General features: G+C 71.7%; 17 protein-coding genes. 8 read left to right on the forward strand and 9 right to left on the reverse strand.

Annotated elements, in window-relative coordinates; all coding sequences use genetic code 11:
- Positions 1-11: 11 nt before the first annotated feature.
- Genes K8556_RS06400 through aroF form a run of 7 tightly spaced genes read right to left on the reverse strand, consistent with a single transcriptional unit; the run spans position 12 to position 6,105 of the window.
- Entirely contained in the window at positions 12-563 is a 552-nt protein-coding gene (locus K8556_RS06400; RefSeq protein ID WP_223739112.1) for a GNAT family N-acetyltransferase, read from the reverse strand.
- 47 nt (positions 564-610) lie between these two features.
- Positions 611-1,402, reverse strand: coding sequence for a tryptophan synthase subunit alpha (gene trpA / locus K8556_RS06405; protein WP_223739113.1), 792 nt, complete (start codon positions 1,400-1,402; stop codon positions 611-613).
- Positions 1,399-2,604 (reverse strand): tryptophan synthase subunit beta, encoded by a 1,206-nt coding sequence (gene trpB / locus K8556_RS06410; protein WP_223739114.1) that lies wholly within the window; start codon positions 2,602-2,604, stop codon positions 1,399-1,401. The genes trpA and trpB overlap by 4 nt, the downstream gene beginning before the upstream one ends.
- Before the next feature lie 11 nt (positions 2,605-2,615).
- Positions 2,616-3,248, reverse strand: coding sequence for a phosphoribosylanthranilate isomerase (locus K8556_RS06415; protein WP_223739115.1), 633 nt, complete (start codon positions 3,246-3,248; stop codon positions 2,616-2,618).
- The gene (locus K8556_RS06420) at positions 3,245-4,063 is read right to left on the reverse strand and encodes an indole-3-glycerol phosphate synthase TrpC (RefSeq protein ID WP_223739116.1); all 819 of its coding nucleotides are present in this window, start codon (positions 4,061-4,063) and stop codon (positions 3,245-3,247) included. Before K8556_RS06420 ends, K8556_RS06415 begins: the two co-directional genes overlap by 4 nt.
- Entirely contained in the window at positions 4,060-5,076 is a 1,017-nt protein-coding gene (gene trpD / locus K8556_RS06425) for an anthranilate phosphoribosyltransferase (RefSeq protein WP_223739117.1), read from the reverse strand. The genes K8556_RS06420 and trpD overlap by 4 nt, the downstream gene beginning before the upstream one ends.
- 3 nt (positions 5,077-5,079) lie before the next feature.
- On the reverse strand, positions 5,080-6,105 hold the full coding sequence (gene aroF, locus K8556_RS06430) for a 3-deoxy-7-phosphoheptulonate synthase (RefSeq protein ID WP_223739118.1): 1,026 nt from the start codon (positions 6,103-6,105) through the stop codon (positions 5,080-5,082).
- A gap of 185 nt (positions 6,106-6,290) precedes the next feature.
- On the opposite strand from aroF, the gene K8556_RS06435 reads away from it, so the two are divergent.
- The 4 genes from K8556_RS06435 to K8556_RS06450 all read left to right on the forward strand — a co-directional run bounded on the left by K8556_RS06435 (position 6,291) and on the right by K8556_RS06450 (position 11,973).
- Positions 6,291-7,541 carry an NAD(P)/FAD-dependent oxidoreductase gene (locus K8556_RS06435; RefSeq protein ID WP_223739119.1) on the forward strand — a complete coding sequence of 417 codons (1,251 nt, stop codon included), beginning with the start codon at positions 6,291-6,293 and terminating at the stop codon, positions 7,539-7,541.
- A gap of 172 nt (positions 7,542-7,713) precedes the next feature.
- The gene (locus tag K8556_RS06440) at positions 7,714-10,182 is read left to right on the forward strand and encodes a S8 family peptidase (protein WP_223739120.1); all 2,469 of its coding nucleotides are present in this window, start codon (positions 7,714-7,716) and stop codon (positions 10,180-10,182) included.
- A 78-nt stretch (positions 10,183-10,260) separates the two neighbouring features.
- Positions 10,261-10,914 (forward strand): CPBP family intramembrane glutamic endopeptidase, encoded by a 654-nt coding sequence (locus K8556_RS06445; RefSeq protein WP_223739121.1) that lies wholly within the window; start codon positions 10,261-10,263, stop codon positions 10,912-10,914.
- Positions 10,915-10,938: 24 nt separating this feature from the next.
- A complete protein-coding gene (locus K8556_RS06450; protein ID WP_223739122.1) occupies positions 10,939-11,973 on the forward strand; it encodes a 2-dehydropantoate 2-reductase in 1,035 nt (344 codons plus the stop codon).
- 63 nt (positions 11,974-12,036) lie between these two features.
- Here the strand turns inward: K8556_RS06450 and htpG are convergent, their stop codons facing one another.
- Positions 12,037-14,010, reverse strand: coding sequence for a molecular chaperone HtpG (gene htpG / locus K8556_RS06455; RefSeq protein ID WP_223739123.1), 1,974 nt, complete (start codon positions 14,008-14,010; stop codon positions 12,037-12,039).
- Positions 14,011-14,142: 132 nt separating this feature from the next.
- Here htpG and K8556_RS06460 point away from each other — a divergent pair, with 132 nt between their 5' ends.
- From K8556_RS06460 to K8556_RS06475, 4 genes are read left to right on the forward strand one after another with little or no spacing between them, the layout of a single operon-like run.
- Complete coding sequence (locus tag K8556_RS06460) at positions 14,143-15,852, forward strand: hypothetical protein (RefSeq protein WP_223739124.1); 1,710 nt, start codon at positions 14,143-14,145, stop codon at positions 15,850-15,852.
- 60 nt (positions 15,853-15,912) lie between these two features.
- Positions 15,913-16,656, forward strand: coding sequence for a fatty acid desaturase (locus tag K8556_RS06465; RefSeq protein ID WP_223739125.1), 744 nt, complete (start codon positions 15,913-15,915; stop codon positions 16,654-16,656).
- 34 nt (positions 16,657-16,690) lie between these two features.
- The gene (gene msrP / locus K8556_RS06470) at positions 16,691-17,680 is read left to right on the forward strand and encodes a protein-methionine-sulfoxide reductase catalytic subunit MsrP (RefSeq protein ID WP_223739126.1); all 990 of its coding nucleotides are present in this window, start codon (positions 16,691-16,693) and stop codon (positions 17,678-17,680) included.
- 3 nt (positions 17,681-17,683) lie between these two features.
- On the forward strand, positions 17,684-18,301 hold the full coding sequence (locus tag K8556_RS06475) for a sulfite oxidase heme-binding subunit YedZ (RefSeq protein ID WP_223739127.1): 618 nt from the start codon (positions 17,684-17,686) through the stop codon (positions 18,299-18,301).
- A 6-nt stretch (positions 18,302-18,307) separates the two neighbouring features.
- On the opposite strand, the gene K8556_RS06480 is transcribed toward K8556_RS06475, so the two are convergent.
- Positions 18,308-18,790: a response regulator gene (locus K8556_RS06480; RefSeq protein ID WP_223739128.1), complete on the reverse strand. Its 483-nt coding sequence runs from the start codon at positions 18,788-18,790 to the stop codon at positions 18,308-18,310.
- Positions 18,791-18,848 lie beyond the last annotated feature (58 nt).

Raw genomic sequence — 18,848 nt, forward strand, 5'->3', positions numbered from 1 at the left:
GCCAATCTGTACTACCGCTTGCGTGTCCGCCACTCCTCGCGGCTCTGGCCCCAGAGCTCCACCGGGTGGTCGTTGTAGGGCGCCGGCAGCATGCCCATGCGCAGGAAGCGCGAGCCCAGCCGGCGGGCCACCTGCTTCGAGGGCTCGTTCGGCGGGGAGATGGAGTGGATGACCTCCGTCCACCCGAGGTGGTCGAAGGCCCAGTCGATGGTGGCCGCGGCTCCTTCCGTCGCGTAGCCCTTGCCCCACGCGTCGCGCGACAGGCCCCAGCCGACCTCCGGGCCCGGCCACTCCGCGGGCTGCCAGGGCCCCAGCCGGCCCACCCACCTGCCGGTGGCCTTCTCGAACACGGAGAACATGGCGAAGCCCTGGAGCGCCCAGGAGCCGGCCATGGTGCAGACGGCGCGCCACACGTTGGAGCGGGGCTGGAGGCCGCCGATGTACCGCGCGGTCTCCTCGTCCGCCATCATCGCCACGAAGCCCTCCAGGTCCTGGAGCGTGGGCGGGCGCAGGATGAGGCGCGGCGTTTCGAGGGTGGGTCCCAGGATGGGCGGGGTGTGCATGTCCGGTCTCCAGGCGCCGGCGACGGGCCGGCGCGTGGAGCGGGACCTTAGCGCTTCAGGCCGCGCTTGATGTCCGCGCAGAGCTGCTTCGCCGCGGCCGGGCCGTCCGAGTGGGCGGCCTTCACCAGCGCGCTGCCCACGACGACGCCGTCCGCGTGGGCCACCAGCGGCCGGGCCGTGTCCGCGTTGGAGATGCCGAAGCCCGCCACCACCGGCACGGACGCGGCGCGCTTCACCAGGTCCAGCCGCTGGGACAGGTCCGGCGGCAGCTCCGAGCGCATGCCGGTGACGCCCGCCACGGACACGCAATAGACGAAGCCCCTCGCGTCCTTCGCGATGGCCTCCGCGCGCGCGGGCGGCGTGGTGGGCGCGCACAGGGGCACCAGGTCCACGCCCTCCTTGTCGAACGCGGCGCGGATGCTCGCGCTCTCTTCCGGCGGCAGGTCCGGGAGGATGGTGCCCGCGATGCCCCGCTCGCGCGCGAGCTTCGCGTAGCGCTCTTCTCCCATGGCCATCACCACGTTGACGTACGTCATGATGACCAGCGGCGTCTCCGGGCAGCGGCGGCGCACCTCCGGGACGACCTCATCCAGCACGCGGCGCAGCGTGGCGCCGGCCTTCAGGGCCCGCTCGGACGCGGCCTGGATGACGGGGCCGTCCGCGATGGGGTCGCTGAACGCCACGCCGATCTCCAGCACGTCCGCGCCGCCCTCCACCATGGCGGCGAAGACGTCCACGGACTTCGGCAGGTCCGGGTCGCCCGCCATCGCGTACGCCACCAGCGCGCCTTCTCCCCGGGCCTTCGCCTTCGCGAACGCCTTGCCCAGCTCCGTGCTCATGACTTCACCCCCGTGGCCGGCGGCACGCCGCGCGCCGAGATGGTCGCCACGTCCTTGTCACCCCGGCCCGAGCAGTTGATGACCAGGTGCTTGCCCTTGCCCAGGTCGCGGGCCAGCGCGCGCGCCGCGGCGAACGCGTGCGACGTCTCCAGCGCGGGGAGGATGCCCTCCGTGCGCGCGACCTCGTAGAAGGCGGCGAGCGCGTCGTCGTCCGTCGCGGTGCGCACCTCCATGCGCCCCGTCTTCGCCAGGTGCGCCAGCTCCGGCCCCACGCCCGGGTAGTCCAGGCCGGCGGAGATGCTGTGCGCCTCTTGAATCTGGCCGTTCTCGTCCTGGAGCACCAGCGAGCGCGAGCCGTGCAGCACGCCCTCCGTGCCCAGCGTCAGCGACGCGCCGTGCTGGCCGGAGTCCAGGCCGTGGCCCGCGGCCTCCACGCCCACGAGCCGCACCGCCGTGTCCGGGATGAAGGGGTGCAGCGCGCCGATGGCGTTCGAGCCGCCGCCCACGCACGCGATGATGGCGTCCGGCAGCCGGCCCATCGTGGCCAGCGTCTGGGCGCGAATCTCCCGGCCGATGACGGATTGGAAGTCACGCACGATGGTGGGGTAGGGGTGCGGGCCCGCCGCGCTGCCGATGACGTAGTAGGTGTCCTGCACCTGCGACACCCAGACGCGCATGGCCTCGTTCATCGCGTCCTTGAGCGTGCGCGAGCCCGACTCCACCGGCCGCACCACCGCGCCCAGCGCGCGCATGCGGAAGACGTTGAGCGCCTGGCGCTCCACGTCCAGCGCGCCCATGAAGACCTCGCAGGGCAGGCCGAAGAGCGCGCACGCGGTGGCGGTGGCCACGCCGTGCTGGCCCGCGCCCGTCTCCGCGATGATGCGCTTCTTGCCCATGCGCCGGGCGAGCAGCACCTGGCCCACGGTGTTGTTGATTTTATGCGCGCCCGTGTGCGCCAGGTCCTCGCGCTTGAGCCACACGTTCGCGCCGCCCCAGGCCTCCGTGAGGCGGTGCGCGGGCGTCAGCGTGGTGGGCCGGCCCACGTACTCGCGCAGCACGCGGGTGACCTCCTCGCCGAAGGAGGCGTCGGCTTGCGCCTTCGCGTAGGCCTCCTCCAGCTCCAGCAGCGCCGGGACCAGGGTCTCCGGCACATAGCGTCCGCCGTAGCGGCCGAAGCGGCCCACGGCAGTGTCCGTCGTCATGGCACGACTCCTCAGGGGTTGAGGGACCGGACCGTGCGCACGAAGGCGCGCACCGCGTCCAGGTCCTTGATGCCAGGGGAGGACTCCACTCCACTGGCCACGTCCACACCGTAGGGCCGGGTGGCCCTCATGGCCTCGGCCACGTTGGAAGGCTTGAGGCCGCCCGCCACCAGCACGGGCAGGCCGCAGCGCGCAAGCTGCTTCACCAGCGACCAGTCGAAGGTGACGCCGCCTCCGCCGTAGCCCGGGGCCGCGCCGTCCAGGAGCAGGCCCGACACATCGCCCACGCCCACGTAGCTCTTGGCCTTCTCCACGTCGTCCGGCCCGCGCACGCGCAGCGCCTTGATGACGGGCACGCCGTAGCCGGAGCAGTCCTCGGGGGACTCGTCGCCGTGGAGCTGCACGGCGGTGAGGCCGCACTCGCGCACGCGCACGCGCACGTCGTCGCGGGTCGCGTTGACGAACACGCCCACCAGGGCGGCCAGCGGGGGCCGGGTGCGCGCGATGCTCACCGCCCTGGCCAGGTCCACGAAGCGGGGGGAGCCTGGATGGAAGTTGAGCCCCAGCGCGTCCACGCCCGCGGCCCAGACGCCTTCGGCGTCCTCGACGCGCGTCACGCCGCAGACCTTCACCAGGGTCCTCATGTCCCGCCGCCTTCCAGCCCGAGCAGCCGTCGCAGGGCCCGGCCGGGGTCCGCGTCGCGCAGGAGCGATTCGCCGACGAGCACGGCGTTGGCGCCCGCGTCGCGCGCGGCGGTGAGGTCCGCGAGGCTCTTGAGGCCGCTCTCCGCCACCAGGGCGGTGGACCGGGCGCGCAGCGCGGGCATCACCCGGAGCGCCGTGCCGGTGTCCGTCTTCAGCGTGGCGAGGTCGCGGTTGTTGAGGCCGATGATGCTGGCGCCCGCGGCGAGCGCGCGTTCGGCGTGCGCCTCCGTGTGGGCCTCCACGAGCGCGGCCACGCGCACCTGCTTCGCGGCGGCGATCATCTCCCGGAGCTCCGTGTCCCCGAGCGCGTCCGCGATGAGCAGCACCGCGTCCGCGCCCCAGGCCGCGCTCTCCTCGACCTCGCTGGCGGCGACGAGGAAGTCCTTGCGCAGGACGGGGATGGAGACGGCGGCCCGGACCGCGACCAGGTCCTCCAGGCTGCCGCCGAAGTCCGGCCCGTCGGTGAGCACGCTGATGGCGCAGGCGCCGGCGGCTTCGTAGGAGCGGGCCACCGCGACCACGTCCGCGTGCGGGAAGGCGCCGCCCGAGGGGCTCTTGCGCTTCACCTCCGCGATGACGTTGACCGGATGTCCGAGCACGCGCCGCACCAGCGCCTGGGCGAAGTCCCGCGTCGGGGGATGCGCGCCGTGCGTGGGAGGAGGCCGGGTGCCCAGCTCCCGGAGCTTGCGCGCCATGATGACGTCCAGCGTGCCGGGCGCGTCCACGGGCTTCGCGGCCGAGGAGGACGTTGTCATGCCGCGACCCTCTGGATGAGCGCCGCGAGCTTGCGTTCGGCGGCCCCGGAGTCGATGGCGTGCTCGGCCCGCTTCACGCCCTCCTTCAGGGTGTCCACCAGCCCCACGATGAGCAGCGCGGCGGCCGCGTTGAGCAGCACCGCCGTGCGCACGCCGTCGCGCTCTCCCGCGAGCAGCGCGCGCAGGCGCTTCGCGTTCTCCTCCGCGTCGCCTCCCGCGATGGACTCGCGCGGCACCGTGCTCAGGCCCGCGTCCTCCGGCGTCACCGTGAAGCGGCGCACGGTGCCGTCCGCGCACAGCTCCGCGACCTCCGTGGGCGCGCACGGTGAAATCTCATCCAGCCCGTCGTGCCCGTGCACCACCCAGGCGCGCCGGCTGCCCAGCCGCCCCAGCACGCGCGCGGTCTGCTCCACGCGCTGCCGGTCGAACGTGCCCAGGAGCTGGTAGCGCGCCCCCGCGGGGTTCGTCAGCGGCCCCAGCAGGTTGAACACGCTGTGGAAGCCCAGGTCCTTGCGCGCCTGCGCCACGTGCCTCAGCGCACTGTGGTGCGAGGGCGCGAAGAGGAAGCCCACCCCGTGCTCGTCGATGTCGCGCGCCACCTGCGCGTGCGCCCGCTCCATGGACACGCCCAGCGCCGCCAGCACGTCCGCGCTGCCGCAGCGGCTGGAGACCGCGCGGTTGCCGTGCTTGGCCACCGTCGCCCCCGCCCCGGCGGCCACGAAGGCCACCGCGGTGGAGATGTTGAAGGTGTGCGCCCCATCACCCCCCGTCCCGCAGGTGTCGAGCACCACCTCCGCCTGGGGAGCAATCCTCGCCGCGCAGGCCCGCATGGCCTCCGCCGCGCCGAGGATCTCGTCCTCGGTCTCCCCCTTCATGCGCAGCGCGGCCGCCAGCGCACCGACCTGCGCGGCGGAAGCCTCGCCCGCGAGCATCTGGCCCATGACGGAGGCCATCTCCTCGCGGGAGAGGTCGCGCCGGCTCACCACCCTGCCAAGCGCTTCCTTGAGAGTCATGGCCTATCCCAGCCTGACCGTTTCGCGTCCCATCGCCTGGGCGATGGCCCGCACTTCACCCATGGCCTTCTCGAACTCGGAGAAGTCCAGCGACTGGAAGCCGTCCGACCGGGCGCGCGGCGGATCCGGGTGGACCTCCACGATGAGGCCGTCCGCGCCCGCGGCGACCGCGGCCCGCATCATCGCGGGGACCGCCTTGCGCACGCCGATGCCGTGCGACGGGTCCACGAACACCGGCAGGTGCGTGAGCGCCTTGAGCATGGGCACCGCGTTCAGGTCCAGCGTGTTGCGCGTCATGTTCTCGAACGTGCGGATGCCCCGCTCGCAGAGGATGACCTGGGTGTTGCCGCGCGCGACGATGTACTCGGCCGCCATCAACAGTTCCTTGATGGTGGCGCTGATGCCGCGCTTGAGCAGCACGGGCTTGCGCGTCTCGCCCACCGCCTCCAGCAGGCTGAAGTTCTGCATGTTGCGCGCGCCCACCTGGAGGATGTCGGTGTGCTCCGCGACGGAGGCCAGCGTCGCCGTGTCCTTCACCTCCGTCGTCACCAGCAGGCCCGTCTCCTTGCGCGCCTCCGCGAGCAGCGCCAGGCCGTCACCCTTGAGGCCCTGGAACTCATAGGGGCTGGTGCGCGGCTTGAACGCGCCGCCGCGCAGCATGGTGGCGCCCGCCTGCTTCACCGCCTGCGCGGTGGAGATGATCTGCTCGCGCGACTCCACGGAGCAGGGGCCGGCGATGACGTGGATGGCGGCGCCGCCGAGCGTGAGGTCGCCCACGCGCACCAGGCTGTCCTCCGGCTTCACCTCGCGGCTGACCAGCTTGAACGGCTGGGAGATGGCGACCGCGTCCGCGACGCCGGGGAGCACGCGGAAGGGCTCCGGCTCCACCGCGCCGGGGTTGCCGGTGATGCCGATGGCGGTGCGAGAGCCCCCAGGTATCGCGTGCGGATGCCAGCCACGGCGGCGGATCTCATCGTTCACTCGCTCGATGTCCTGGGCCGTCGCGTCTGGGCGCATCACGATCAACATGGGGGAACTCCTGCTCTTTCTCTCCAAAGGGCACGCGGGCGAATGCCAGCGTGGGTGTGCCTGGAGCACCGTGCACACGGCAACCTTTGCCGTAACTGTCGGATGCCCGCAACCGAACCAGAGTCTCGCTTGCACGTCTTGGCGTTATCAAGCCAGGGTCCGCACGCTCGGACGGGAGGCGGACCATGGCGAAGCGGCCCGGGGTCATCGTGGTGGGGGGAGGGCTCGCGGGCCTGGCGTGCGCGACGGCGCTGCTCGAGGCGCGCGTGGACGCGCACGTGCTGGAGGCGGGGGACGCGCCGGGCGGCAGAGTGCGCACCGACTCGCACGAGGGGTTCCTGCTGGACCGGGGCTTCCAAGTGTACCTCACCGCCTACCCGGAAGGCCGGCGGGTGCTGGACCTGAAGGCCCTCTCACTCCAACGCTTCATCCCCGGCGCGAAGGTGTGGCGGGGTGGGCGGCTGCACACGCTGGCGGACCCGCTGCGGCGTCCCGTCACGGCGGCGTCACATCTGTTGGACGCGCCAGGGGGGCTGGCGGACAAGCTGCGCGTATTGGAGCTGCGGCAGCACGCCACGTCCGGTGAGTTGGAGGACCTGTGGCAGCGGCCCCAGCAGGAGTCGCGGCGCTTCCTGCGGGACCTGGGCTTCTCCGAGGAGATGCTCGAAGCGTTCTTCACGCCCTTCCTCGGCGGCATCTTCCTGGAGCGGGGGCTGACGACGTCCAGCCGGATGCTGGAGTTCGTGTTCCGGATGTTCGCGACGGGGTACGCGGCCGTGCCCGCGCAGGGGATGGGCGCCATCCCCGCGCAACTGGCGGCGAAGCTGCCCTCGGGCGCGCTGCGGATGCGCGTGCGCGTGGAGGAGGCGTGGGGGCACCGCGTGCTCCTGCCGGGTGGGGAGATGCTGCACGCGGACGCGGTCGTGGTGGCGACGGACCCCAGCAGCGCGGCGTCGCTGCTCGTGGGCATGCCCGCGCCCCGCATGAACCGCGTGACGTGCCTGTACTTCGCGGCGCCGGAGCCGCCGGTGGAGGGGCCCTGGCTCGTGCTCGATGGCGAGGGGCGCGGGCCGGTGAACAACGTGGCGGTGATGAGCGAGGTGTCCGCCGCGTACGCGCCCCCGGGCCAGGCGCTGGTGTCCGTGTCGGTGGTGGACGACGCGGGCGGCGCGGACTCGCTGGAGGCGCGCGTGCGCGCGCAGCTCACGGAGTGGTTCGGCGCGGCGGTGTCCGCGTGGCGGCACCTGCGCACGTACACGCTCGCGGAGGCCTTGCCCGCGCAGCCTCCGTCCGCGCTGGTGGAGCCGCACCGGCCCGTGCGGCTGGCCGCGGGGCTCTACGTGTGCGGAGACCACCGCGAGAACGCGTCCATCGACGGCGCGCTCGCGTCGGGGCGCCGCGCGGCGGAGGCGGTGTTGCAGGACCTGGGGAGGTAGGCCTCCCTGGGGTCCGCGAAGCAGCACGTTGCCTGCCAGGCAACAGCTCGCGCGAGGGGGGAAATCGCGGAGGGGAGGGTGACCGGCCGGCCGGGCCCCTGACGGCTGGACGCGTTGCCCGCAGCGGACCTAGGGTCGGACGCACACCCTCGTTCTTCCAAGGAATCCGTTCATGCTCCGCCGCCTTGCCCTCCTGGGATTGCTCGGTCTCGTGGCCTGTCCCGGCGACAACAAAGACGATGACGACGACACCGCTCCGCCGAAGGGGACCGTTTCAGGGTCCCTCCAGCCGTTCCAGGCCGGCTCCGCCGCCGCGAACGCCGGGTCGTCGCTGGATGCGTTCTTCTCCCTGCCGGGCGCGAAGGACCTGTCCCAGAAGGTCTCCAAGGCCCTGGCCGCGCGGGGCGTGTGGCGCACGGGCATTCCCGGGAAGCCGCTGACGCACGAGGCGTCGCTGCTGCCGGGGGAGATCATCCTCCGCTTCGACACGCCGGGCCTGTCCGCGGAGGAGGCCGTCGCGCAGGCGCGCATCGCGGGCTACCACGTCGTGCACCAGGCCTACCTGAGCGATACGCAGCACCTGCTGCGCTACGAGGTGAGCCAGCCGCAGGCGATGTCCGGCGGCACGCCCACCGTGCGCGCGCTCACCCAGGCGGAGCACGTGCGCGTGCTGTCCCAGGTGCAGGCCGTGCCGGGCGTGAAGAACGCGGAGAGCAACCTGCGGGTGCGGGCGCTGGCGGTGCCGAATGATCCGCTCTACGCGCGGCAGTGGCACTACAAGAACATGAACCTGCCGGCGGCCTGGGACCTGGGCACGGGCAGCGCGTCCATCGTCGTGGCGGTGGTGGACACCGGCATCACGAAGCACCCGGACCTGAACTCGCGCATGCTGCCCGGCATGGACCTCATCTCCAGCCTCACCAACGCGGGCGACGGCGATGGCGTGGACGCGGACCCGACGGACAACGGCAAGGACCTGCCCAACGGCGGCTCGTCGTTCCACGGCACGCACGTGGCGGGGACCATTGGCGCGTCGTCCAACAACGGCGTGGGCGTGGCGGGCGTCACCTGGTCCGGCCAGAACATCCTGCCGGTGCGCGTGCTGGGCACGCAGGGCGGCTCGCTGGCGGACATCATCGCGGGCGTCACCTGGGCCAGCGGCGGCAACGTCCCCGGCGTGCGGCTGAACACCACGCCCGCGCGGGTCATCAACATGAGCCTGGGCGGTGACGGTTCGGCGTCGGCGGAGATGCAGAGCGCCATCAACGCGGCCAACGGGCGCGGGGCCATCATCGTGGTGGCCGCGGGCAACGAGAACGTGAACACCTCCAGCAGCTTCCCCTGCAACCAGCAGAACGTCATCTGCGTGGGCGCGGCGCGCTTCAACGGCAAGCGCGCCAGCTACTCCAACTTCGGCGCGCAGGTGGACGTGATGGCCTCCGGTGGCCAGACGAGCGAGGACCGCAACGGCGACGGCTTCCCGGACGGCGTGCTGTCCACGCTGCCCAACAGCAACAACGAGCCCTCCTACGAGTGGTACCAGGGCACCAGCATGGCCACCCCGCACGTGGCGGGCATCGTGGCGCTGATGCTGGCGCAGGACCCCTCGCTCACGTCGGCGGACGTGGAGGAGATCCTGAAGGCCACCGCCGACACGACCAGCCAGTGCGCGGAGGGCTGTGGCGCGGGCCTGGTGGACGCGTACGCCGCCGTGCTGCGCGCCAAGGGCGGCGGGGACACGTCGCTGCCCCCGAAGCTGGCCATCAGCACCACGCAGTTGTCCTTCTCCGGCGCGTCCTCGCAGGCGCTGACGGTGCGCAACAACGGCGGTGGCACGCTGCAGGTGGGCGTGGCCGTCACCGGCACCAACGCCTCCGCGGTGTCCGTCTCCAGCACCTCGCTGTCGGTCCCCGCGTACAAGTCCACGTCGCTGAACGTGACCGTCACCCCGGGCTCGCTGGCGCCGGGCAGCTACGTGGCGCAGCTCGACCTGACCGGCGCGTCGGGGGCGGGCACCGCGCAGGTGCTGGTGAAGTTCCGCGTGGGCGCCACGGATGAGAAGGACGCCGTCATCGGGTTCGCGTACCTGGACGCGGCGGGCGAGGTGCAGGTCGACGACGACGGCATCTCCCTGGTGCCCGCGGCCGGTGGGTACAACTACAGCCTGAAGATGACCCCGCGCGACTACCTGGTGCTGGCGTCCATCGACGACACCGGCGACGGGAACTACTTCAACAGCGGCGACCGCGTGGGCTTCTGGCGTGACACCACCCAGGTGGAGACCGTGACGGTCACCCAGGGCAAGACGACCAGCGGCATCAGCTTCACCCTGGTGCCGTACCAGTCCCCGGACGAGGGCGACGGGTCCGACTCGAAGATTGGCGAGGCCTGCACCCGCAACAGCGACTGCGGCACCAACGGGCTGTGCGCCACGGGCCAGTACTTCCCGGGGGGCTACTGCACCCAGGACTGCCTCACGTCGAGCTGCCCGGCGGGGTCCGCCTGCTACAGCAGCTCCAGCGGCAGCAGCGCCTTCTGCTTCGCGTCCTGCACGCCGGGGGTGGCGGGAGAGTGCCGCACCGGCTCCGGTTACGTGTGCGGCGACGATGGCTCGGGCAACGGCGTGTGCCTCACGCCGTGACGTGACGCCTTCACCGGCGGGCGGGGGGATGAACGCGCCCGCCGGTGGCCCTCGCGCCGGGGTACGCTGCCGCGCGCGATGACTGCTTCTCCCGTTGGACCGCCGTCAGCCGGTGACGCGGCCCTGCCCCTGTGGCGGGTCGCGGCCGCTGGCGGCGTGCTGGCCTGGACGGCGCTGGTGCACGTGCACCCGCCGCGCTTCTTCGCCGTCGCCTCCGTCTTCTGCGCCGTCTGGCTCGCGGTGACGTGGCGCGCGATGGGCCCCTGGCGCAGGCCACTTCCCCCGCTGTCGCGTCCGGATGCCGCGTGGGGGGCCGCCCAGGCGGTGGTGCTGTACGCGGGCGCGAGGGCCTTCCTGTGGGCGTTCTGCGGCGGCTTCACCGACGCGCTCTGCGCGCCGCTGCAATCCGTCTACTCGACGTTCGGCACGGGCTCGCTGGGGACGGCGCTGGCCCTGGTGCTGCTGCTCGTCCCGGCGGAGGAGTTGTTCTGGCGCGGGTGGGTGCAGGGCGCGCTGCGTCCCCGGCTGGGGCGGTGGGGCGCGGTCGCGGGGTCGGCGGTGCTGTCGAGCGTCGTGCTGCTGGGCTTCGGTGAGCCGCTGCTGGCCCTGGCCGCGCTGCCCACGTCGCTCGCCTGGGGCGCGCTGACCGAGTGGCGCCGGACGCCCGCCGCGGCCTGGGTGAGCCATGCGTTGTGGGACGTGCTCATCGTCGTGGTGTGGCCCGCGACGTGAGCGCGCGTGCCACAATGCGCGCCCATGGCTTCGACTCCGGAAGTGGTCATCTTCGGCGCGGGCAGCATCGGCTGTTACGTGGGCGGGAGGCTCGCCGCGACGGGCGCGGCGGTGCGCTTCATCGGCCGTGAACGAATCGTGGCGGAGGTGCGCGCGCACGGCCTGCGCCTGACGGACTGGCAGGGCGCGGACCTGAAGGTGCCCGCGGCGGACGTGCGCATCGACACGGGGCCGGAGGCGCTGTCCACTGCGGCCCTGGTGCTCGTCACGGTGAAGTCCGCGGCGACGGAGGAGGCGGGCCGGACGCTCGCGCCGAGGCTCAAGCCCGGGGCCCGGGTCATCAGCTTCCAGAACGGGCTGCACAACGCGGCGGTGCTGCGCGGGTTGCTGCCCGGCCACACGGTGCTCACGGGCATGGTGCCCTTCAACGTCGCGGCGCAGGGGCAGGGCCACTTCCACGCGGGGTCGGAGGGCACGTTGGAGGTGGAGCGGCACGCGGGGCTCGCGCCGTTCGTGGAGGCCTTCACCCGCGCGGGGCTGGCGCTGAAGCAGCACGCGGACATCGTCGCGGTGCAGTGGGCGAAGCTGCTGTTCAACCTGAACAACGCGCTCAACGCGCTGGCGGACCTGCCGTTGAAGGAGGAGCTGTCCCAGCGCGCGTGGCGGCGGTGCCTGGCGCTCGCGCAGGGCGAGGCGCTGGCGGTGCTGGGGCTCGCCGGGGTGAAGCCCGCGAAGCTGACGCCGCTGCCGCCGGGGTGGATTCCCCTGCTGCTGGGGGCGCCCGACGCGGTGTTCGCGGTGCTGGCGAAGAAGATGCTGGCCATCGACCCGAAGGCGCGCTCGTCCATGTGGGACGACCTGCACGCGGGCCGCAAGACGGAGGTGGACTACCTCAACGGCGAGGTCGTCCGGCTGGCCCATCAGCACCACCTCTCCGCGCCAGTGAACGCACGGCTCGTGGAGCTCATCCGCGAGGCGGAAAGTGGGAACCGCCGCGCGTGGACCGGGGAGGCGCTGCTCGCGGACCTGAAGCAGGCGGAGGCCGAGAACTGGGGGTGAGCAAGCCCACGCCCCGTGCGTGGCGGGCCTCGTGACCCGCGCACGCATGGGAACGTCCTGGGCTCAGGTGGACTGCGGCTGCGTCTGGGGCGCCGTCGCGGCGGGCGGCGGCACCTGGGCGGCCGGCATGCCGTTGCCCGAGGCCACCTGCGTGAGCAGCGCCGTCATGCGCCGGGCGAAGCGGTTCGGGTCGCTCAGCGGGCTGCCTTCCGTGAGCAGCGCCTGGTCATGGAGCAGCTCGATCCACTCGCCCACCTGCGGCGCGGCCGGGTTGCTCGCGAGGAGCGAGCGCAGGTGCTCGATGACCGGGTGCTTGGGGTTGACCTCCAGGATGCGCTTGATGCGCGGCATCCCCTTGCCGCGCTCCTTGAGCAGGCGCTCCAGGTAGGCCGGCGTGCCGCCCTCCGACACCACCAGGCACACCGGCGAGTCCGTGAGCCGGTCCGACACGCGCACCTCGCGCACGTCCTCCTTCAGCACGTCCTTCATCTTGTCCGTCAGGCCCTTGAGCCCTTCCGACACCTGCTCCTTCGCCTTCTTCTCCTCCTCCGTGGACTGGAGCTTCAGGTCCGCGTTGAGCGCGGAGACCAGCGGCTTGCCCTGGAACTCGCGCAGGCCCTGCGCGGCCCACTCGTCCACCGGGTCGGTCATGAAGAGCACCTCGTAGCCGCGCTGCTTCAGCGCCTCCAGGTGCGGGCTGTCCGCCACCGCCTTCCGGCTCTCGCCGTAGACGTAATAGATGGCCTCCTGGCCCTCCTTCATGCGGCCCACGTAGTCCGCCAGGGACGTCAGGCCCTCCTCGCGCGAGGACTCGTAGCGCACCAGCGCGCCCAGCTTCTCGCGGTACTCCGTCTCCAGCGTCAGGCCCTCCTTCAGCACCGTGCCGAAGGACTCCCAGAACGCGCGGTAGTCATCCGGCTTGTCCTTGGCCAGCTTCTCCAGCAGGTCCAGCGACTTCTTCACCACGTGCTTGCGGATGGCGCGCACCACCGCCGAGTCCTGCAACATCTCACGCGAGACGTTGAGCGGCAGGTCGTCCGAGTCGATGACGCCGCGCACGAAGCGCAGCCACTGCGGCACCAGGTCCTCGCAGCGGTCCATGATGAACACGCGCTTGACGAACAGCCGCACGCCGCGCTGCTGCTGCGAGTTCAGGTCGAACGGCGGGTGCTTGGGCACGAAGAGCAGGCCGGTGAACTGCTGCGTGCCGTCCGCCTTGAAGTGCGTCCACGCCAGCGGCTTGTCGTAGTCGTGCGTCAGGTGCTTGTAGAACTCCTGGTACTGCTCGTCCGTGATCTCGCTCTTCGGACGCTGCCAGAGGGCGCTCGCCTTGTTCACCACCTCCAGCGCTGCTTCCGTGGCCTGCGTGTCCCCGCTGCCCACGTGCTTGGTCACCTGGAGCTTGATGGGGTGGCCCACGTAGTCCGAGTACTGGGTGATGAGCTGGCGCAGCTTCCACTCGTCCAGGAACTCCTTCTGGTCCGCCTTCAGGTGCAGCGTGATGGCGGTGCCGCGCGTGGCCTTCTCCGCGGGCTCCACCGTGAACGTGCCGTGCGCCTCCGACGCCCACTTCCACGCGGACGTCTCACCGGCGGCGCGGCTCACCACCTCCACGCGGTCCGCCACCAGGTACGCGCTGTAGAAGCCCACGCCGAACTGGCCGATGAGCTGCACGTCGTTCTTGCCCTTCTGCGCCAGCGCCTGGAGGAACTCGCGCGAACCCGAGTGCGCGATGGTGCCCAGGTTCTTCACCAGCTCGTCGTGCGTCATGCCGATGCCGGTGTCCTCGATGGTGAGGGTGCCCTTGTCGGCGTCGGGGACGATTCGGAGCTCCAGCGCGGGCTCGTCCTTGAGCAGCTCCGGCTCCGTGATGGAGCGGAAGCGCAGCTTGTCCAGCGCGTCGGACGCGTTGGACACCAGCTCGCGCAGGAAGATCTCCTGGTGGCTGTAGAGCGAGTTGATGACCAGGCTCAGGAGCTGCTGGATCTCCGCCTGGAATGAATGGGTTTCCCGCTGGGGGTGGGTCTCTGCGGACATGAAGGCCTCCGGGCGCTGACGGAACGCGCCAATGCCCTTCCCCATAACCATGCCGGCGGACTTGTCGAGAAGAGGGAATCCACCCACATCCGCCGCTGGGAGGAGGGGGCGGGTTGGGGTAGGGAAGGGGGCATGCCCAAGTCCAGAACCCTGCTGCCCCTGCTCGGCGCGCTGCTCCTGTCGGGCGCCGCCCCCGCCCAGGAGGCCCCCGCCCGCCTGCCGGATGCCCCGACGCTGAAGCGGATGACCGCGCGCTTCGCCCCCGTGGACGTCAAGGTGGACGTGTCCAAGCTGCCGGACGCGGAGAAGCGCGCCCTGGCCAAGGTCCTCCAGGCCGCCCGCATCATGGACCCGCTCTTCCTGGGCCAGGCGTGGGCGGGCAATCCGACCCTGCTGCTGGACCTGGTGAAGGACACCACGCCCCTGGGCAAGGAGCGGCTGCACGCGTTCCTGCTCAACAAGGGCCCCTGGTCCCGCCTGGACGAGGCGAAGCCGTTCATCCCCGGAGTGCCGCCCAAGCCGGACGAGGGGAACTTCTATCCCGCCGGCGCCACCAAGGCGGAGGTGGAGGCGTGGGTGAAGAGCCTGCCGGAGGCGCAGCAGCACGCGGCCACGGGCTTCTTCACCACGCTGCGCAGGGGGCCGGACGGCAAGTTCATGAGCGTGCCCTACAGCGTGGAGTACCAGGGCGAGCTGGGCATGGCCGCGCAGCTCCTGCGTGAGGCGGCGGCGCTCACCCAGCAGCCCACGCTGAAGCGCTTCCTGGAGACGCGCGCGGCGGCGTTCCTGTCCAACGACTACTACGCGAGCGAGGTCGCGTGGATGGAGCTGGACGCGAGCGTGGAGCCCACCATCGGGCCCTACGAGGTCTACGAGGACGGCTGGTTCAACTACAAGGCCGCGTTCGAGGCCTTCATCGGCGTGCGCGACGACGCGGAGACGCAGAAGCTGGCGAAGTTCAGCGCGGAGCTCCAGGAGCTGGAGAACAACCTCCCCATCGACGCGAACCTGCGCAACCCGAAGCTGGGCGCGCTCGCCCCCATCCGCGTCATCAACAGCCTCTACTCCTCCGGTGACGGCAACCGGGGCGTGCAGACGGCGGCCTTCAACCTGCCCAACGACGAGCGCGTGGCGGCGGAGAAGGGCACCAAGCGCGTGATGCTCAAGAACATCCAGGAGGCCAAGTTCCAGCGCGTGCTGGTGCCCATCGCGAAGGTGGCGCTGCCCGCGAAGGACCGCAAGGACGTGTCCTTCGACGCCTTCTTCACGCACATCCTCATGCACGAGCTGATGCACGGCCTGGGGCCCCACAACGTCACCGTGGCCGGGAAGCAGACGACGGTGCGTCAGGCGCTGCAGGCGTCCTCCAGCGCCATCGAGGAGGCCAAGGCGGACATCTCCGGCCTGTGGGCGCTCCAGCGGCTGGTGGACAAGGGCACGCTGGACAAGGGCCTGCAGCGGACCATGTACACGACGTTCCTCGCGTCCGCGTTCCGCTCCATCCGCTTCGGCATCGACGAGGCGCACGGCAAGGGCATCGCGCTCCAGCTCAACCACTTCCTGGACACCGGCGCGGTGAAGGTGAACGCGGACGGCACGTTCGAGGTCGTCCCGGACAAGATGCAGGCGGCTGTCACGTCGCTGACCAACCAGCTCATGTCGCTCCAGGCCCAGGGCGACCGCGCCGCCGCGGAGGCGCTGCTCGCGAAGCAGGGCGTGGTGCGCCCCTCCGTGCAGAAGGTGCTGGAGCGGCTGAAGAACGTGCCGGTGGACATCGAGCCGCGCTACGTCACCGCCGACGCGCTGGTGAAGGACTTCGGCGCCCCGGCGGCGGCGAAGTAGCGTCCCGGCCGCGCCTTCCGCCCCGCCCGCGCGCTTTTCTTCGTGCGCGGGGGGCGGGGCATGGCCAGTAAGGGAGCCATGGCGCCCGAGCCCTCCACCCATCCCGCTGCCCCCGACCCGTGGGGCGTCGTGCTCGCGCTCGCGGTGGTGGGCGCGTGGGGCGGGCACCTGGCGTGGCTGCTGGCAGGGCCCGCGCAGCCGTGGGCCTCACCGCTCCCCTGGCTGCACGTCCTGTTGCAGATGTGGCTGTCCACCGGCCTCTTCATCACCGGGCATGACGCCATGCACGGCACGGTGTCCCTGAACCGCCGGGTGAACGCGGCGGTGGGGGGGCTGGCCTGCTTCCTCTTCGCGGGGCTGTCCTACCGCCGGCTGGTGGTGAACCACCGCGCGCACCACGCGGACCCCACCGGCGAGCACGACCCGGACTTCGCGGCGCGGGGGAAGGCCTTCTGGCCGTGGTTCGGGGCCTTCATGGTCCGCTACACGACGTGGCCCCAAATCGCGGTCATGGCGCTGAAGTTCAACGTGCTGCTGTGGCTGGGCGTGCCCCAGGCGCGCATCCTGGCTTTCTGGGTGCTGCCGTCGGTGCTGGCCACCGTGCAGTTGTTCTTCTTCGGCACGTACCTGCCGCACCGGCGCCCGGAGACGGAGGGGATGGCGCCGCACCACGCGCGCTCCCTGCCGCGCAACCACCCGTGGGCCCTGCTGTCGTGCTTCTTCTTCGGCTACCACTGGGAGCACCACCAGTCCCCCGGCACGCCCTGGTGGCGGCTGTGGCGGGTGAAGGACGCCCGGCGGTAACCGGAAAAGGGGCTGGGGCGTTATAGAGGGAGCCATGCGCGACAAGCTCCCTCCCGAGCCCCCCGGCTCCGAAGTGACGCCCGAGAAGCTCTACGTGCGCCGCCGCGAGTTCCTCAAGAACGCGGGCCTGTTCGCGGGCACGGCCGCGGTGGTGGGCGGCGGGCTGTACCTGCTGGGCATGAAGCGCACCCGGCCCATGGACGGCTTCGTGCCGGACGCGGGCGCGGTGGACCAGCCGGTGGTGCCCGCCCAGGGGCTCTTCAGCACGGACGAGCCGCGCACGCCCTACGAGGACGTCACCACCTACAACAACTTCTACGAGCTGGGCCTGGACAAGAACGACCCGGCCCGCCGCGCGCACCTGCTGAAGACGCGGCCGTGGACCGTCGTCATCGACGGGGAGGTCCACAAGCCGTGGACCGTGGACGTGGATCAGCTCATCTCCGCCTTCCCGCTGGAGGAGCGCGTCTACCGGATGCGGTGCGTGGAGGCCTGGTCCATGGTGATTCCGTGGCTGGGCCTGCCCCTGGGCAAGCTGCTGGACCGCGTGCAGCCCACGTCCTTCGCGAAGTACGTGGCCTTCACCACGCTGGAGGACCCGGAGCAGTTGCCCGGCCAGAAGAGCCCGGTGCTGGACTGGCCCTACGTGGAGGGGCTGCGCCTGGACGAGGCCCGGCACCCGCTGACGCTCCTGGCCACGGGCCTGTACGGCAAGCAACTGCCCGCGCAGAACGGCGCCCCGCTGCGGCTGGTGGTGCCGTGGAAGTACGGCTTCAAGGGCATCAAGTCCATTGTCCGCATCACGCTCACGCGCGAGCAGCCGCCCACGACGTGGAACCTCGCCAACAAGCGCGAGTACGGCTTCTACGCCAACGTGAACCCGGCGGTGGACCACCCGCGCTGGAGCCAGGCCACGGAGCGCCGCATCGGCGAGGGCTCGCGCCGGCCCACGCTGCCCTTCAACGGCTACGCGGACGCGGTGGCCGGCCTCTACAGCGGCATGGACCTGAAGCGGGACTTCTGAACGATGGCCTCCTCCAAGCTCCCCTGGCTGAACCCCGCCATCGCCGTCGGAGGGCTCTCCCCGCTGCTGCTGCTCGCGGTGCAGGGGGCGCAGGGACAGTTGGGGGCCAACGGCATCGAGTTCGCCCTCAACCAGACGGGCCTGCTCGCGCTGGCGGTGCTGGTGGCGTCCCTGGCGTGCACGCCGCTGCGGCTGGTGACGGGCTGGACGTGGCCCGCGCGCATCCGCCGCACGCTGGGCCTGCTGGCCTTCACCTACGCGGCGGCGCACTTCCTCACCTACGCCGTGCTGGATCAGGGCCTGGACGCGCGCGCCATGGCGGAGGACGTCTTCACCCGGCCCTTCATCACCGTGGGCTTCACCGCGCTGCTGCTGCTGGTGCCGCTGGCCGTCACCTCCACGAACACGTGGGTGCGCAGGCTGGGCTTCCCCGCGTGGCAGCGCCTGCACCGGCTGGCCTACGTGGCCGCGGTGCTGGGCGTGGTGCACTTCGTGTGGCGGGTGAAGAAGGACGTCACGGAGCCGGTGCTCTACGGGGCCGTCCTGGCGCTGCTCTTCGCGGTGCGGGTGGGCGAGGCGCTGCGAAAGCGGCGGGCGCTCGCGCGGGAGCGCCCGGCCTGAAGCGGGCTACTTCGCGGCGGCGCGGGGCAGCGGGAGGATGGTGTCCACCAGCGTCATCAACTGCGCGCAGCTCACCGGCTTGCGCACGAAGGCGCTGATGCCGGCCTTCTGGCCCAGCGCGCGGACCTCCGCCACGTTCGGGTCGCCCGTCATCATCAGGATGGGGACCTTGGACAGCCTGGCGTTGGTGCTGGCGCGGATCTGCCCGGCGAAGTCCGCGCCGTTCATCCCGTCCATGTGGAAGTCGGTGAGGATGAGGTCCACGTGCTCCGCCTCGGCGACCTTGAGGCCCTCCTCGGCGGACTCCGCCTCCAGGAACTCGAAGCTGCGGGCCATGAGGTAGATCTTCAGCAGCGTCCGGATGGAGCGGCTGTCGTCCACCAGCAACACGCGCTGCGGACCGGTCCCCCCGGCCGGACGGACCGTGGGCGTGCTCCCCGTGGGACGGGAGGGCGCGTTTTCGGGGGTGGAGAGAGGGCCGGCCTTCATCGGAATCAAAACCTCGGGGAGGAAACGCCTCCAGCGGCTCGCCCATGGTCGCGGAAGG

The organism is Corallococcus sp. AS-1-12, from assembly GCF_020036995.1.
Lineage (GTDB): Bacteria > Myxococcota > Myxococcia > Myxococcales > Myxococcaceae > Corallococcus.

Coding starts and splice junctions, on each gene's coding strand:
- K8556_RS06475 (WP_223739127.1), top strand. CDS start 17,684: ATGGCCTCCTCCAAGCTCCCCTGGCTGAACCCCGCCATCGCCGTCGGA.
- trpD (WP_223739117.1), bottom strand. CDS start 5,076: ATGACTCTCAAGGAAGCGCTTGGCAGGGTGGTGAGCCGGCGCGACCTC.
- K8556_RS06400 (WP_223739112.1), bottom strand. CDS start 563: ATGCACACCCCGCCCATCCTGGGACCCACCCTCGAAACGCCGCGCCTC.
- trpB (WP_223739114.1), bottom strand. CDS start 2,604: ATGACGACGGACACTGCCGTGGGCCGCTTCGGCCGCTACGGCGGACGC.
- aroF (WP_223739118.1), bottom strand. CDS start 6,105: ATGTTGATCGTGATGCGCCCAGACGCGACGGCCCAGGACATCGAGCGA.
- trpA (WP_223739113.1), bottom strand. CDS start 1,402: ATGAGCACGGAGCTGGGCAAGGCGTTCGCGAAGGCGAAGGCCCGGGGA.
- K8556_RS06415 (WP_223739115.1), bottom strand. CDS start 3,248: ATGAGGACCCTGGTGAAGGTCTGCGGCGTGACGCGCGTCGAGGACGCC.
- K8556_RS06420 (WP_223739116.1), bottom strand. CDS start 4,063: ATGACAACGTCCTCCTCGGCCGCGAAGCCCGTGGACGCGCCCGGCACG.
- K8556_RS06450 (WP_223739122.1), top strand. CDS start 10,939: ATGGCTTCGACTCCGGAAGTGGTCATCTTCGGCGCGGGCAGCATCGGC.
- K8556_RS06480 (WP_223739128.1), bottom strand. CDS start 18,790: ATGAAGGCCGGCCCTCTCTCCACCCCCGAAAACGCGCCCTCCCGTCCC.
- K8556_RS06435 (WP_223739119.1), top strand. CDS start 6,291: ATGGCGAAGCGGCCCGGGGTCATCGTGGTGGGGGGAGGGCTCGCGGGC.
- K8556_RS06440 (WP_223739120.1), top strand. CDS start 7,714: ATGCTCCGCCGCCTTGCCCTCCTGGGATTGCTCGGTCTCGTGGCCTGT.
- htpG (WP_223739123.1), bottom strand. CDS start 14,010: ATGTCCGCAGAGACCCACCCCCAGCGGGAAACCCATTCATTCCAGGCG.
- K8556_RS06460 (WP_223739124.1), top strand. CDS start 14,143: ATGCCCAAGTCCAGAACCCTGCTGCCCCTGCTCGGCGCGCTGCTCCTG.
- K8556_RS06445 (WP_223739121.1), top strand. CDS start 10,261: ATGACTGCTTCTCCCGTTGGACCGCCGTCAGCCGGTGACGCGGCCCTG.
- msrP (WP_223739126.1), top strand. CDS start 16,691: ATGCGCGACAAGCTCCCTCCCGAGCCCCCCGGCTCCGAAGTGACGCCC.
- K8556_RS06465 (WP_223739125.1), top strand. CDS start 15,913: ATGGCCAGTAAGGGAGCCATGGCGCCCGAGCCCTCCACCCATCCCGCT.